The following is a 14,283-nucleotide window of genomic DNA, read 5'->3' as shown; positions in this document are numbered from 1 at the left end:
GGTTAAATTCCGGCTGAATATGCAGTTGTTTCTTATTACTCCGGCTGTTTTTGCTTCGGGCTGAAAAGGCMGATAGACGACCGACAGGATCTTGATGGCCGTTGGATGGCTGAGCCATTTATCCATTGGCATCGCCTTCTTTCTTTTTGCGCAGGCTGAATCTGGATCTCTGCTTCGCTTTCACGGAGCTTTGCAGCGTCAGCTCCTCGAACAGCTTGGAGATGAGAGACTCCTCCTTGATGTCCCGCACGATGATGCCGCCAACGGCAAGAGTAACCTGTCCCGTCTCTTCGGAGACGACGACGGATACCGCATCGGTCACTTCGCTGACTCCGATCGCGGCGCGGTGGCGGGTTCCGAGCTCCTTGCTGATGAAGGGGTTCTCGGAGAGAGGCAAATAACAGGCGGCCGCCGTGATTTGCGGTCCCCGGATGATGACCGCTCCGTCGTGGAGCGGCGTGTTCGGAGTGAAAATATTGATGAGCAGCTCCGAGCTGATGCGCGATTCCATCTTGATGCCGGATTCGATCAGCTCCGTAAGGCCGGTCATGCGCTCGAATACGATGAGCGCTCCGATCCGGCGCTTGGACATGAACTGTATCGCCTTGATCAGCTCGGTAATCCGCTCGTTGAGCTGATCCCGATCCGCCGACGAGGTGCGTGCGAACAGCTTGCCCCGGCCGAGCTGCTCCAGCGCCCGGCGCAGCTCCGGCTGGAAGATGACGAGCACCGTCACGACTCCGAAGGTGAACATTTGGTTCATGAGCCACTTCAAGGTGTACAGATCCAACCAGGTGCTGATGGCCCAAGTCGCCACAAGCATGAAGATCCCTTTGATCAGCTGCACGGCCCGGGTGCCACGTACCAGCAGAATTAGCTTGTATATGATATAACTGACGATGCCGATGTCGATCACGTTGCGGATCCAGCTCTGCCAAGTCATTTCCGTGAAAAATCTCATGTTTGATACCCCCGCCCGCTGCCTGCCGGATGTCTTTTTTTTCTGTTGTCCGCAGGCTGACCCTGAGTGTTGTGCTAACTCTATTCTTTTCTAGTTAGCTTACCACAAATCCTTGTCAAGCAAAAAAAAAAGCTCCCTTGCGCAGGGAGCGTGGCCTGTAGCCTTCACGGAGTGCTTCCGAAAGTCTGGGTCACCTTGTACCAAAGCCGGTCCAGCAGCTGGTCGATCTTGCGTGTCTGACCGGCGATGTGAGCCGTGGAGGCCGTCAGCAGAGAGCCGTCCACAACCGTGACGCTGCCCTGCACGTCTCCCCGCACGTCGGCGATGCCGTTCTCGACCGTCAGGCTGCCCTTCAGATGGGCGCCTTCGGGAACGATGACCGTATGACCGTCGATGACGACCTGTCTCAGATCGTCGCCGCGCACGATAAGCTCGGAACCGTTGTTGACGGCAGGCGTGAAGCTGGCCAGCATGACCAGCACGAAGACAGCCGCTGCCGTCAAGGCAGGATGTCTGCGAATCCATCCCGTCCAATCTCTATGACGAGCCGGAGGGGGAATTTGTTTTAGAATTCTTTCGGTCAGCGCCGCCGAAGCCGCAGGCGCAAGCATCGGCTCCCTCGGTTCCGTCATGGCGGAGGATAGCAGCGCCTCGGTCTTCTCGAGCTGCTCGAAGCGTGCCCGGCATCCCGGACAGGAAAGCAGATGCTCCTTCAGAACGACGGCGTCCTCGCGGGGCAGCTCGCCGTCTATATAGTCATGCATCCAAACGATGGCGACATTGCATTTCATGGCAGCCAGTCCTTTCTTCAGGGAACGGGTCGTTTCCCGATGACTTTTGAAAAACGCGCTGATCGGCGCTCTACTTCATAGCTTACGTTGCGAGATCGGGTTGTGTTTCGTTTTTTTTGAGCCTGTTATGTGAAGCCCTGCGGCTTATAATTTGTGCTCAAGCTTCTTGCGGAGGAATTCCCTTCCCCTATGGACGCGCGTCTTGATCGTCGTGACCGGCATATCGAGCACATCGCTGATCTCCTGCAGCGACAAGTCCTCCAAGTAACGCAGCACCATGACGGATTTGTACTTTGGAGGCAGCGTCTCGATCGCGGTGCGGATGATCCGCTGGGTCTCCGACAGCAGCACCTCGTCCTCCGGAGATGCATCCTCGCTGGCGAACATGGAATAACCGTCCAGCCCGTCATGCTCCGGCACCTCCGCATCCAGCGAGAAGCCCGGCTTGCGGCGGCGCAGCCGGTCGATGGCCAGATTGGTCGTAATCCGGTAGATCCAGGTCGAGAACTTCATCGACTCGTCATACCGCTCCATATTGCGGAACACCCTCAGGAACGTCTCCTGAACGGCATCCTCCGCTTCCTGGCGGTTGTACAGCATCCGGTAAGCCAAATGGTATAACTTGTCCTGATACATGCCAACCAAATCCGCAAACGCCCGCTGGTCTCCCTTGAGCGCGAGGCGGATGAGGTTGGCTTCGATGGATTTCACTGCATTCATTCCTCCAGACTTGCCGGACTTTCCTTGGCGGGAGCCTTCTGCGCCAGCGCGATGCCGGCCAGAATAGCCGCTATGCCTCCCAGCTGGAGGGCGCTGAGCGTCTCTCCTCCGATCAGCCAGGCTGCCGCTGCCGCTACCGGCAGCTCCATGGCCCCCAGCAGCGCGGCAAGGCTGCTCCCTATGCGCGGAATCCCGATCGTGAACAGCAGCGTGGGGATAACTTGCCCGAGCAGCGCAAGCATGACCGCCCACAAGACGAGCCGGGGTTCGGCGTCTCCTGCCCATGCGCCTCTGCCGAACAGCGCCAGGACCAATATAAATCCGAATGTGACCATTATAGCAGAAGCCGCGGAAGGATTGAGATCCGCCCGGAATCGTCCGGTTCCCGCCAGATACAGGCTGTAGGTGACCGCGGCGCCTAGTCCGCACAACAGCGGCATGGCCGCGGCGTGCGGCCAGGAGGCTCTGCCGATTCCGAGCGCGAGCACCGTGCCCGCCAGAATGACCGCCACGCATCCCAGCCTTCCCCAGCCGGGAAGACGGCGGCTCCAGATACTGTCTAGCGCAATCGTAATCCAGGTGAACTGAAAAAGCAAGACGATGGCAAAGGAGGCCTTGAGCCCTTGCAGGGCTTGATTGTACAGCACCGTCGTCATCGCGAGTCCTGCCGTGCCGATGAGAGCAAGCCCCGCCCATTGCCCCATGGATAGACGGGGCCGCAAGGAAGCCCCCCGCCGTTTCCCCGCCGCTGCAGCCACGATCCACAGCATCGCGGTCCCGGCAGCCAGCTGATGCACGACAACCTGGCTGAACGTATACCCGAATCCATACACATGCTTGATGAGCGGCGACATCAATCCGTAGCTGGATGCCCCGAGCAGCACGAGCAGCACGGATGTCCAATAGCCTTCTCTTGCCAGTCTCCCCATAGCCTCTGGGCGCCCCTTTCAGGCCGGGAAAGGCAGCAAGAAGGCCGCAGCGCTCATAGTTGAGCAGTGCGGCCGCTTGCTGCCTTTCCTTCGGATGAACCAGTCAACCTGGTGTAGATGCGGTGCTTTTCCGTTCAGGCTATCAGCCTGTATTGCGGAGGCCTGCGGCAATTCCGTTGATCGTGAGCAGCACTTCGCGCAGCAGATGGGCGTTGTCGCCCTCTTCCTGGCGCAGCTCCGTCAGCAGCTCCACTTGAAGATAGCTGAGCGGATCGACGTATGGATTGCGCAAGCGGATCGATTCCTGTATGACCGGAACGTTGTCCAGCAAGTCCTTTTGTCCCGTAATGTCGAGAATGAACTTCAACGTCAGAGCGTATTCCTCCTCGACGAGGCGGAAGATCCGGTCACGGACCCCATCGTTCTGAATCATGCCGGCATATTCTCTAGCGATGATCAGATCGGCTTTGGCCATGGCCATTTGCAGGTTGTCGACAAGCGAGCGGAAGAACGGGAAGTCCTTGTACATCTCCTGAAGGGTCTGGAGCCGCTTCTCATCCGCGCCGGCATAACTCCGGAACGCGGTTCCGGCGGCGTACCAGGCCGGAAGCAGGTAACGGCTCTGCGTCCAGGCGAATACCCAAGGAATCGCGCGCAGATCCTCGAAGCGGTCGCTGTTCTTGCGCTTGGACGGGCGCGACCCGATGTTGAGCTCGCCCACTTCGGACAGCGGAGTCGTTCCCTTGAAGAACTCCATGAAGTCCGGATCCCGGAAGATCAGATCCTGGTACTTCCGCTGAGCCGTCTCGGAGATCTCCTTGGCGATCTCATTCCATTCCGGATTTTCGGGAGCCATTTGCTCCGGATGCATCGCGAGCCGCGCCGCGGTCAGCAGCGCCCAAGTCGCCTGCTCCAGGCTGCGGTACGCGATTCCTTGCATCGAGTAGCGCGACGAGAGCACCTCGCCCTGCTCCGTGATCTTGATTCCGCCTCCGATCGTATGCGGAGGCTGAGCGAGAATGCTGCGGCCGAGCGGCATGCCGCCCCGGCCCAGCGCCCCGCCCCGGCCGTGGAAGAACTTGAGCTTGACGCCGTATTGCGCGCCCGTCTCCGTAATATCGTTGAGGGCCATGCGCAGCTCCCAGTTGGCCGTAACGACACCGCCGTCCTTGTTGCTGTCGGAGTAGCCCAGCATGATCTCATGCTGGTTGCCTCTTGCCTCAACGGCTTGGCGGTACAGCGGCAGCTCGAACAGCCTCTTCATGATCTCCGGCGCGGCATGCAGGTCGTCAATCGTCTCGAAGAGCGGCACCGACTGGAGCGTGCATCGCACCGAGCCGTCCGCTTCCTTGCGGAAGAGGCCCACTTCCTTGGCGAATACCATGACCTCCAGCATATCGCTGGCGCCTTGGGTCATGCTGATCAGGTAGCTGGAAATGCAGTCCGTGCCGAACTCCTGCTGGGCGCGGTAGACGGTCTGGTAGACGTCCAGGCATTCGCGGGTGCTCTCGGAATAATCCAGATGGCCCGACGTAAGCGGACGCGGATCGTCCAGCAGCTTGGCCAGCAGCGCGATCTTCTCTTCTTCGCCCATCGCCGCGTAGTCCTCGACGATATGCATCTTCGCCAGAACCTCCGCCATGGCGTTCTCATGCTCCTGGCTGTGCTGGCGGATGTCGAGCGCAGCCATATGGAAGCCGAACAGCTCCACCTGGCGGATCAGCTTGCGGACATGCGTATCGGCCGTATAATCCGCATAATGGGAACGCAGGCTGCGGTCGATGAGCAGCAGGTCCTCCTTGAATTCATCCGGACTGCCGTAGCGCGTGGACGAGCCGCGAAGGGAATCGTCTCCCGTGTTGACAAGCTTCTCAAGCATGTAGCTGAGCTTGATCTTGTACGGCTCCTTGACGTTGCGCCATCTGTCGACGCCTCGCAGCTCGACGCTCTGCTGATCCTTTGCGATGGAATCCATCAGCTCCGCCGGCACTTCCACGATATTCGTGCTGAAGCTGAGAATCTCCATCCATTGCTTCAGGACGGTCTCATACTTGCGGAGCGCGAGCTGCTTGTGCAGCGTCAGCGTCTCCCAGGTCACCTTGGCCTTGACGGAAGGGTTGCCGTCCCGGTCGCCGCCGATCCACGAGCCGAACTTCAGGTAAGTCGGCACATGCCACTGCTCTTCCGGATAATATTTGTGAAGGCAGCGCTCCAGTTCCTCGTAGACGTTGGGAAGAACTTCGAACAGCGTTTCGTCGAAATAATAAAGGCCGTTGCGCACCTCGTCGATGACCGTAGGCTTGCGGTCGCGCAGCTCATCGGTCTGCCAAAGGATGAGCACTTCATTGAGCAGCCCTTCGCGCAGCTTCTCCCGCTCCCGGTAGGTCAGGTTCGGATTGTCCAGCTCCATCATGCCGACAGCGATCCGCTTGTGGATGTCCTGCACGACGCGGCGGGTCGCCTCCGTCGGATGAGCCGTCATGACGAGCTCGAGGGAAATGTCGTTCAGCATGGATTTCACGTCGTCGATGGAGATATGGCGCTCCTGCAGCCCTTGGACAGCCGCTTCGATCGAGCCCGGCTGCACCGCTTCTCCAGCCGAGCGCTCATAGTCCCTCTTGCGCCGGATCCGATGGTTCTGTTCTGCAATATTGACCAGCTGGAAATAGATTGCAAATGCCCGGATAACCTGATGGCGGATATCTGGGTCCAGCGTCGTAATCGTCTGCTTGAACTCATCGTACAGCTCCGTCACGAACTCGGCGCGCAGCGCCTTGCTCATCTCGCGGATTCTCTCCACGACTTCCAGCAGCTCCTTGCCGCCCTGGTGAACGAGTACATCCCCTAGAATATTTCCCAAGAAACGGACGTCTCGGCGCAGCAGATTATTCGATTGCGGGCGATTCGCCGCTTGGGCGGTTACAGCCTGTTCCGACATTCTGTTCCTCCTCCAGGTTCCTTGCCCAAGGCGGGCGGAACCGCATCGTTAGCGTAGAGTGCATGAAATGGCTGATTTTGCAAACACGGTAAGCGCGGCTGCTCTCCTGCTAGCCCCGCTCCGGTTACCGGTACGCTGAATAACAAGGCGTCGTATCGAGGCGTACGGCATGTTCATGCCATTACCTCAAACCCTTGCTGCTCAAACGTCATGTACGGCCGGCCCTCTGGCCCGTCTTACCCGCTAACTGGTGCCTAAAAATCGCTTTAATCATCATACTACAAAACCTTTTGGGATAGAAGACTGTCGAAGCCAGTATTTTTTGGTGAGTCACAGCGGTAAAGCAGCGGCATCCATACGCGGCATACAAGAAAAAAGCCTTGAGTCGCTCAAGGCTTTTCGGCTTTGTTCCATATCGGCCGGCTGTCGTACCGGATCAGCTCACTGACCGTAACGAACCGGTATCCCTGTTTCTTCAGGCTGGGAAGAATCTGTTTCAGCGCTTCGATCGTCTGCATGCTGTGCTCCACCCGGTCATGGAAAAGAATGATATCGCCGCTCCGCACGTTCCGCATGACTTTATTCACGATGGCGCTTGTGCCCGGCCGAGCCCAATCGCGCGTGTCCTGATGCCATGACCAGAGGATCGTCATCATCCCTTCTTGTTTCATCGCTTGCAACATCCGCTCGTTGTAAATGCCTCCCGGCGGCCGGAACAGCACCGGCTTGATGCCGGTAATGCCGGTCAGCACCGCCTGGCTGCGCTTCACTTCACGGATCAGCTTGTCTACTTGAGGCGGCTGCCTCATCAGATGGGTATACGTATGGTTGGCTACTTCATGGCCTTCCTCCGCTTCCCTTCTTACGACATCCGGATATTTCTCCGCATTTTTACCGATGACGAAAAAAGTAGCCTTCGCTTCGTATTCCTTCAGTACGTCGAGGATGAGGGCGGTCTTTACCGGGTCAGGTCCGTCGTCGAAAGTCATCGCGATTACTTTTTGATCGGATCTCACTTCCCATAACGCCTGGCCCGTCGACTCGAAATAGTCTCTGCCCTTCTCCCCCTGAGGCGCCGCGTACCCGGTACCGATAATCGCTGCTATGCCGAGCAGCATCCAGCGCGGCTTTTTCGCCGCACCGACAAATCTCTTCGTAGGCATCTTGCAACCCCCTTGCATGGGCTAGGCAACCCGATTCTCATTCCGATTCAGGTTTCCCAAGGGGGCCGCATTCCATCCCAAAAACAACAATCCAAACAAAAAATCCCTGCCCGAGGGCAAGGATTAGAAAGGTTATGTAAATATGGAGCGGGTGATGGGAATCGAACCCACGCTATCAGCTTGGAAGGCTGAAGTTCTACCATTGAACTACACCCGCAAACTAAATGGTCGGGATGACACGATTTGAACATGCGACCCCCTGGTCCCAAACCAGGTGCTCTACCAAGCTGAGCTACATCCCGATATTTAAATGGCGTGCCCGGAGAGATTCGAACTCCCGACCTTTTGATTCGTAGTCAAATGCTCTATCCAGCTGAGCTACGGGCACACACTATGGAGCGGAAGACGGGAATCGAACCCGCGACCCTCGCCTTGGCAAGGCGATGCTCTACCGCTGAGCCACTTCCGCTTGTTGTCATCGCTTTTGTTCAGCGCGACAAGTAATAATATATCAGCTTGCCCAAAGGAATGCAAGTGTTTTTTTGAAATTGTTTTTTGTTCTTTTAAACCTTCTGCATCTCCCGGATTTCCTGTATCATTCTGTCGCGTTCGGAAGATTTGAGCCTTGGACAAGTATAGCAGTATTTCGCGAAGTCCGTCATGTAAGCCAGGCAGCATGAAGCCCGCATCATGCTCTGCTCCCCGGGCTTGTACGGATTGTCCACATATCTCATCGGAATGGCCAGCGGATTGCGATCCAACCCTACCTTCTCGCCTGGCATTTCAGTCAGCACATAACGAAAGTCCGATTCCAAGGACATGAATTCATTTTCTGCGGGGGAGTCTGCAAGCAGTGTCGCCTTGGTATAGTTCAGATTGGTCGCCATGAGCCGCCACAGGTCGTTCTGGCGAACGCCGGACACATCAGCGAAGGTGCGGAAAATAGGTGCGATCAGCTCTCCGTATAAACGGTCCATGACGGTCTGCGGGTCGATAGCCGAGCCGTCGCCCTCCACTGTGACAAGCGTGGCGGAGGAAGGCATGAAGCTGATGGAAGCGTACGCTCCCGGCTTGGCAAGCACGACGGTCCAATCCTGCGGAGCTACCGACAGGCAGCCGCCGCGGCTGGCCAGGAGCCAATGCACCGCGCTTGTAAGGCTTCTCGCCCAGGAACAGAAGTAAGTAGCCGAAGGCTGAATCGAAGTGGACGGAAGCAGGCCTGCATACAGCTCCAGGAACCGGGATGCCGTGTCTGGCCGCGCCAGCTCCTCTGCGGTAGCGGTCATATGAATTCCATCGGGAAGCTCCCAGAGCAGTCCATGCTTGTCTGAAAGCTTCTGCCTGATATCTGCGTTCATGCTTATCCCTCGATTCCTAAACTCCGTTACTAGACGTTCTAACGGCCCGAAACAGCCGCCTGCAATACCTGCTGCGGCTCCAATGCCGCTGCAGCCACCGTTTCCCTGCGCTTTTCTTTGGGCGCCAAAGCGTATGGAAGGCACAGAGGAACTCCTGTACGCGGATCCGATACGATATCGGCTTCGATGCCGAATACATCCCTCATTACGGCAGGCGTCATGACTTCAGCCGGCGCGCCCTCGGCCATAACTCGGCCTGATTTGATCGCGATCATATGGTGGGCGAAGCGCGAGGCATGGTTCAAGTCATGGACCACCATGACAATCGTCCTCTTCGCCTGCTCGTTCAGCTCTTCAAGAAGCTGCAGAACGTCGAGCTGATGAGCCATATCGAGAAATGTCGTCGGTTCGTCGAGGAAGAGGATATCCGTCTCCTGAGCCAGCGCCATGGCAATCCATCCCCGCTGCCGCTGTCCGCCCGACAGCTGGTCCACAGGACGATCCGCGAATTCCGTCATGCTCGTCGCCTGAAGCGCCCAGTCCACGATCTCGCGGTCTTCCTTGCGCATGGAGGCAAATCCCTTCTGATAAGGGAACCGGCCGTAGGAGACAAGCTCCTGCACCGTCAGGCCATCGGGAGCCGTCGGGTTCTGAGGCAGAATCGCCAATTCCTTGGCGACTTCCTTGGTGGCCTGCTTATGGATGGACTTGCCGTCAAGCAGCACCTGTCCGTTTTGAGGAGACATCAGGCGAGCCATCGTCTTCAGAATCGTCGACTTGCCGGAGCCGTTAGACCCTACCAGCGCCGTGATTTTCCCCTGAGGAATGCTCAGGTTGAGGTCACGGACGATCTGTCTCTTTTCATAGGCTATATCCAGCTGGCTGGTCGTCAATCGAACCATGGCTGCAAGCTCCTCTCTGCTTATGCGGATCGCTGCGACCCGATTATTTGATAACGATTATCATTATACAATGTATGATAACGGTTCTCAATTGAAATGTCAAAGATTTATGTGGTTAAGCCGCTCGCGACGATTCAGCCTTTTATTCGGAAAAACAAAAAAAACCTTGATTTCTCAAGGTTTTGTGGATGCGCGTAGAGGGACTTGAACCCCCACGCCGAAGGCGCCAGATCCTAAGTCTGGTGCGTCTGCCAATTCCGCCATACGCGCATGATGGTGCGGTTTAGCCCGTTTTTGCACCGCGTCTTTTTCGGCAGGCCGCGTAAGATTCAACGCTAGGCTACTCCGAAAGGCGATCCGCTATGCAACGGGGATAAATCCGACTGAACGCGCCGATTCAGAGAAAAGCGTGCCTCTCAACCGCGCAAAATTCATAATACACGAAGCCGGCCGACAAGTCAACGCGAAAAAACGCTTCCTATTATAAGGGCGAAAATGGACGCTTGACCCCCGTTTGAAAAATTGATATTTGCAGTGTATGAGCGGCAGCCGCACCCCTCCGACCGGCCGGCATGGGGGTTACGCTTCACCGCGATAAAGCGTCAGGTCGAATTCTGCTTCATCGCGACTCCCTCTTCGCAAGATCATGAATCTAGCGCGTACCTCCCCCGTTCGGTGTTCGTACGGGTATACCGCGCCATTACGCCATTTATTCGCTATTGATGCGAACAGATAGCGAAGCCGATCGCTGTCAATTTGTACTATTGCGCATATAAACGGGCGATCGTCTGGCGCTGCTGACCCGTGAGTTTGACGGAGGGCGTCCGCCGGGAGCGTCGTGCAGGCTATACGCGGTACCAGTCGCAGGGAATCGCCTATTTCGTCCGATACTGTCCGTAATCATTACGATATGTAATCGTCATATTCGCTCGTTTGCGCCGTTCTGACGCGATAATAACCGTTTGCCGTGCGTACGGCCAATCGGACACGCAACGAAAAAAGGGGCGCAACCGCACCCGTTATGGATACGATTACGCCCCGTTTGTTATTCCGTCTTCTCACCGTTAATCATCGCGTCAAGCTCGGCGATATCCTTGCGCACCTCTTCGTCCGTCTTCTGGCGCGTAAGAACGGTATCTCGCGTGTCCTCGACGATGGTCTTATCGGTCAGCAGCGCGAACCTCCGAAGATACAAATCAAGCGCCTTGACAGAAGGAATCCCGTTAGCCCCTCCGCGAATAAGTCGCATGATACCGACGTTCACCTCGCCGCGCATCGATTCGAGCTGTTTATCCGTTAGATAGTTCACGTAGTCGCTGAACGATTCATTCGCCTTCCACTCGTACAAGGTGGATCTAGCGATAGAGATTTCATCCGCGAGTTCCTGCATCGTCTTCTTACGGCCATCTTCTGTCAGCTCCGCCCATTCATTCGCGACCAGTAGTTCAGCCGCACGCTTCTGCTGGCCGGTAAGTTGCGCCTCTAAAATCCTACGCCGTTTGCTTCCGCTCATATTAGTCGTACTCCTCGTCTTTTATAGTTTGGTAATGCGCCCATGCTTCGTCAAAAGCTGCCTGGTACGCTTCCTCATCGCTACACATGCGGTTGGTTTCATCGAAACGTAGGATGTCGCGATTCTCCGCGTAATAAGCGTATCCGTCGTGGTCTCTAACACGAATGTCGTCAAAGATACGGAACATGATCGCGAGTTTACGCGCTTCGGCCAATAGATCGAAGTCTTCAAGTGAATCCTCATCGATAGCATTGTTGACCTTGTTCATAACGTTCTTAATATTACGGACAAATCCGCCCATCGTCGTACTCCAAAAGCCTTTCGAGAAGCATAGAAGCTCCGAAAGGCGTTCGTATTCAGCGAATTTATCCGTATCAACCCGGACCGCGCGACCGTCCGCGATAATCGCCGCATACTTCACCGCGATTTGTCTGAACGGTTTAAGACGTTCCACCATCGCGATAGACAGCGGCACATCCACGAACTTAGGTCGCGGAGGCGGGTCCGGATTCCTACCGCTCTCGATACGGTGCTGGCGCAGCCTCTCCTTCAGATCCGCGATATCTACGCGTATTTCTTCGGTTGTGTTACGGTACATTTGCGTCCTCCTTTCGTTACACCCTCGCCAAGATAAGATAGCGCTGATCATTGTTATATGACGCGACAACTACGCGATCGCCCAATTTAAGGCCGGCCTCGACCGTCACCTCTACGCGCTCGCCGTTAGGATAGCGGAGCGTAACGGTATGGTCGCGTAGGCATTCGGCAATATCGAAATCGCCGTCGTCGAGTTCGAACGGTACGTTATCGAGTTTGACGCGGATATCTGGCGCCGCTGTTACCGTGCCGAATTCGAAATCGACGTCCTTGTTATATCCTACATGCTTGATCGCGGCGCGCAATTGGGCGTATCCGGACCCTTCCGGCATTTCGAATGTGCCTGGCATTAGTAGGCCACCGCTACATGCTTCGCGATTTGCTTCGCGATACGGTCAATGTCGGCGTCGTTACGGACGGTTGAGCCGGTCATATCAACGCGAATATTATTCGTAACCGTTCGCGGCCCTAACGATTGAGTAACGGTTGTACCTCCGCCTCCGCCATTTAATCCAAAGTCCGGCATCGTAAGCTTAATGTCGCTAGGCGTTGACGGAGCGCTATTTCCTTTTAGACCGAGTTGATTACCGGACCAATTCCAAAAGTCATCCATGAATTGCGGGGTCATAAAATCGCGGACTTTAAAGAACCATCCGAGTGATTTCGACTGTTGCATCCCCGACCACATTCCCGCGGCGACACCTGAACCGAGTTTAGTTCCGATATCGATCATCTGTGGAAGCGAGTTCTCTAGCGTGGATAGAAGCGCCTTTGTGATACGACTTGAGCCTTCCTCAAACACCTGGCGGCCGGACGCGCTCCACCAATCGTTAAATACCTTCTGGATGTCATCGAACACGTACTTAATTTTACCTTGAATAGTCTGAATCGATTTAAACTCCGGACGCTTGAAGAGTTTATCAAGGTACTGTGTCGCGCTGCTTACCATGTTAGAAAAGAAAGAAGATCCGGAGGCCGCTATACTTCGAAGACGGGCGCCCCACTGATCTATTGCCCTGCCATTGCTATTAATCCACGTTAGCATCTTCGTAAGATTTGGCCGAATACCGTCCGCGATGCCCTGACCCCACTTCGTAAGGATCTTCGAACTAAACGTATCCTTAATTGTAGAGTACATGCCAGCGAGGGATTTCGATTGCTTATCCATCATTTTAGGAAAGCGTTCGTTTAACCCTTCGATTAGCGTCTTAATCGCGAAGTTAGCAGGAACGAGTCCTTTCGAAGATAATTCAATCATCTTGGAGGTTGTCGTCTTTACCTTCTTCGCGAGAATGTCCCATACCGGTATGCCCGCCTCTGTGAGTTGCATCGCCTCATCGCCCTGCAGTTTACCTTTCGCCTTGATTTGTCCGATGGCAAGGGACAGACGATCTATACCGTCCGCGCCAAGACCGAGACCAGCGGCTGCGTTTCCGAGTCCGGTCATCATCGGAATAATTTGCTTAGACGCGAATCCAAACGCGAGGAGTCGCTTAGATGCGTCTCGCAATTGCGGCATCTCGAACGGTGTTTTATTCGCAAATTCCGTAAGCTGCGCAAGGAACGTCTTCGCCTTTGCCGCGCTGCCTAACATCGTCGTAAACGCGATATTCGCCTGCTCCGCATCGGAAGCCAACTTAAGCCCCTTCACACTCGCGGATATACCGGCCGCCAGCGTAGCGCCGATACCGATCGCGCCTGCACCAATAGCGCCGAACGCGAGGCCGCCCGCCATCGATCTACCGAGCGATAGGAACGCGGTTCTAACGCCGAGCAGCGAGTTTCTTGACTCGTTCATCTCGCGCCTAAACTGTTGGCTAGGTGAGGTTACGCGCGATAATGAGCTACGCAGGCTGTCGGTAGCGCTGGCGTAACCAGTCGTTGCCGCTTTTGTCAACTCGGTAGCCCTGCGCATTTCGCCTACGTAACGCGTAGCTGTCCGCAGGCCTGGCGACATTTGATCGACTAACTTTATTCGCGCGATTAAATCAAATCCCGCCATTACCTAACACTCCCTTCATTACGGCGTGTATAGCTTTTTCCGCCGTTTTCTCGAACAATTCGCCTTGCTTACGTACCTCGCGGCTGTGCGCGCTCTTTTCGCGATGAATCCGGTCCGTCTCAAGGTACTCGCGCACGTATGATTGAAGGCAATAGCCCATATACGACACGCCGCGGTCAGGTAACACGCGTATAGAGCGTGCAATCTCCGTAATCTCACGGTATTCCTGCGGATATGCCGTTTCAAAATGCCATAGGCCCGCCGATTTGGTTTCGGTTAGCTCCGCCATGATTGCGAGTATTTTGCTAGCGCGCTCAAGCGTTGCGTATAACTCATCGTCCATTTTGTTTCATCATCCTCTCTGCTTCCTTCTGTGCTTTCTCCTCTTCGTCGAACACTACCGCCATCG

Annotated in this window: 13 protein-coding genes and 5 tRNA genes; all 18 read right to left on the bottom strand. The window is 55.9% G+C overall.

Features of this window, described 5'->3' with window-relative positions; all coding sequences use genetic code 11:
* Positions 1–118: 118 nt before the first annotated feature.
* The 18 genes from cdaA to BN871_RS12450 all read right to left on the bottom strand — a co-directional run bounded on the left by cdaA (position 119) and on the right by BN871_RS12450 (position 14,217).
* A complete protein-coding gene (gene cdaA, locus BN871_RS12535; RefSeq protein WP_048746329.1) occupies positions 119–961 on the bottom strand; it encodes a diadenylate cyclase CdaA in 843 nt (280 codons plus the stop codon).
* A gap of 164 nt (positions 962–1,125) precedes the next feature.
* Positions 1,126–1,752: a zf-HC2 domain-containing protein gene (locus tag BN871_RS12530; protein ID WP_048746328.1), complete on the bottom strand. Its 627-nt coding sequence runs from the start codon at positions 1,750–1,752 to the stop codon at positions 1,126–1,128.
* 144 nt (positions 1,753–1,896) lie between these two features.
* Positions 1,897–2,472, bottom strand: coding sequence for an RNA polymerase sigma factor SigW (gene sigW, locus BN871_RS12525; RefSeq protein WP_021879271.1), 576 nt, complete (start codon positions 2,470–2,472; stop codon positions 1,897–1,899).
* On the bottom strand, positions 2,469–3,401 hold the full coding sequence (locus BN871_RS12520; RefSeq protein WP_048746327.1) for a DMT family transporter: 933 nt from the start codon (positions 3,399–3,401) through the stop codon (positions 2,469–2,471). The genes sigW and BN871_RS12520 overlap by 4 nt, the downstream gene beginning before the upstream one ends.
* A gap of 142 nt (positions 3,402–3,543) precedes the next feature.
* A complete protein-coding gene (gene ppc, locus BN871_RS12515; protein WP_021879272.1) occupies positions 3,544–6,339 on the bottom strand; it encodes a phosphoenolpyruvate carboxylase in 2,796 nt (931 codons plus the stop codon).
* A gap of 389 nt (positions 6,340–6,728) precedes the next feature.
* Positions 6,729–7,502, bottom strand: a complete 774-nt coding sequence (locus BN871_RS12510) for a polysaccharide deacetylase family protein (protein ID WP_048746325.1) — start codon at positions 7,500–7,502, stop codon at positions 6,729–6,731.
* A gap of 143 nt (positions 7,503–7,645) precedes the next feature.
* Positions 7,646–7,719 (bottom strand) — tRNA-Gly (locus BN871_RS12505).
* Between the two features lie 8 nt (positions 7,720–7,727).
* Positions 7,728–7,804: transfer RNA gene (locus BN871_RS12500), tRNA-Pro, on the bottom strand.
* Between the two features lie 9 nt (positions 7,805–7,813).
* Positions 7,814–7,890, bottom strand: a tRNA-Arg gene (locus tag BN871_RS12495).
* A gap of 6 nt (positions 7,891–7,896) precedes the next feature.
* Positions 7,897–7,971: transfer RNA gene (locus BN871_RS12490), tRNA-Gly, on the bottom strand.
* Between the two features lie 94 nt (positions 7,972–8,065).
* Positions 8,066–8,860, bottom strand: a complete 795-nt coding sequence (locus tag BN871_RS12485) for a (2Fe-2S)-binding protein (RefSeq protein ID WP_021881594.1) — start codon at positions 8,858–8,860, stop codon at positions 8,066–8,068.
* A gap of 38 nt (positions 8,861–8,898) precedes the next feature.
* On the bottom strand, positions 8,899–9,762 hold the full coding sequence (locus tag BN871_RS12480) for an ABC transporter ATP-binding protein (protein ID WP_048746324.1): 864 nt from the start codon (positions 9,760–9,762) through the stop codon (positions 8,899–8,901).
* 189 nt (positions 9,763–9,951) lie between these two features.
* Positions 9,952–10,032: transfer RNA gene (locus tag BN871_RS12475), tRNA-Leu, on the bottom strand.
* 775 nt (positions 10,033–10,807) lie between these two features.
* Positions 10,808–11,275, bottom strand: coding sequence for a phBC6A51 family helix-turn-helix protein (locus tag BN871_RS12470; RefSeq protein ID WP_021881596.1), 468 nt, complete (start codon positions 11,273–11,275; stop codon positions 10,808–10,810).
* A gap of 1 nt (position 11,276) precedes the next feature.
* Complete coding sequence (locus BN871_RS12465) at positions 11,277–11,873, bottom strand: hypothetical protein (protein WP_021881597.1); 597 nt, start codon at positions 11,871–11,873, stop codon at positions 11,277–11,279.
* A gap of 16 nt (positions 11,874–11,889) precedes the next feature.
* Complete coding sequence (locus tag BN871_RS12460) at positions 11,890–12,222, bottom strand: DUF2577 domain-containing protein (protein ID WP_021881598.1); 333 nt, start codon at positions 12,220–12,222, stop codon at positions 11,890–11,892.
* A complete protein-coding gene (locus BN871_RS26210) occupies positions 12,222–13,874 on the bottom strand; it encodes a tape measure protein (RefSeq protein ID WP_021881599.1) in 1,653 nt (550 codons plus the stop codon). The genes BN871_RS12460 and BN871_RS26210 overlap by 1 nt, the downstream gene beginning before the upstream one ends.
* A complete protein-coding gene (locus BN871_RS12450) occupies positions 13,861–14,217 on the bottom strand; it encodes a hypothetical protein (RefSeq protein ID WP_048746323.1) in 357 nt (118 codons plus the stop codon). The genes BN871_RS26210 and BN871_RS12450 overlap by 14 nt, the downstream gene beginning before the upstream one ends.
* Between the last annotated feature and the right edge of the window lie 66 nt (positions 14,218–14,283).

Origin of the sequence: Paenibacillus sp. P22 (genome assembly GCF_000469945.2) — a bacterium.
Taxonomy (GTDB): domain Bacteria; phylum Bacillota; class Bacilli; order Paenibacillales; family Paenibacillaceae; genus Paenibacillus_O; species Paenibacillus_O humicus.
This window is presented reverse-complemented; position numbering and strand designations above follow the sequence as displayed.

Coding starts and splice junctions, on each gene's coding strand:
- cdaA (WP_048746329.1), bottom strand. CDS start 961: ATGAGATTTTTCACGGAAATGACTTGGCAGAGCTGGATCCGCAACGTG.
- BN871_RS12530 (WP_048746328.1), bottom strand. CDS start 1,752: ATGAAATGCAATGTCGCCATCGTTTGGATGCATGACTATATAGACGGC.
- sigW (WP_021879271.1), bottom strand. CDS start 2,472: ATGAATGCAGTGAAATCCATCGAAGCCAACCTCATCCGCCTCGCGCTC.
- BN871_RS12520 (WP_048746327.1), bottom strand. CDS start 3,401: ATGGGGAGACTGGCAAGAGAAGGCTATTGGACATCCGTGCTGCTCGTG.
- ppc (WP_021879272.1), bottom strand. CDS start 6,339: ATGTCGGAACAGGCTGTAACCGCCCAAGCGGCGAATCGCCCGCAATCG.
- BN871_RS12510 (WP_048746325.1), bottom strand. CDS start 7,502: ATGCCTACGAAGAGATTTGTCGGTGCGGCGAAAAAGCCGCGCTGGATG.
- BN871_RS12485 (WP_021881594.1), bottom strand. CDS start 8,860: ATGAACGCAGATATCAGGCAGAAGCTTTCAGACAAGCATGGACTGCTC.
- BN871_RS12480 (WP_048746324.1), bottom strand. CDS start 9,762: ATGGTTCGATTGACGACCAGCCAGCTGGATATAGCCTATGAAAAGAGA.
- BN871_RS12470 (WP_021881596.1), bottom strand. CDS start 11,275: ATGAGCGGAAGCAAACGGCGTAGGATTTTAGAGGCGCAACTTACCGGC.
- BN871_RS12465 (WP_021881597.1), bottom strand. CDS start 11,873: ATGTACCGTAACACAACCGAAGAAATACGCGTAGATATCGCGGATCTG.
- BN871_RS12460 (WP_021881598.1), bottom strand. CDS start 12,222: ATGCCAGGCACATTCGAAATGCCGGAAGGGTCCGGATACGCCCAATTG.
- BN871_RS26210 (WP_021881599.1), bottom strand. CDS start 13,874: ATGGCGGGATTTGATTTAATCGCGCGAATAAAGTTAGTCGATCAAATG.
- BN871_RS12450 (WP_048746323.1), bottom strand. CDS start 14,217: ATGGACGATGAGTTATACGCAACGCTTGAGCGCGCTAGCAAAATACTC.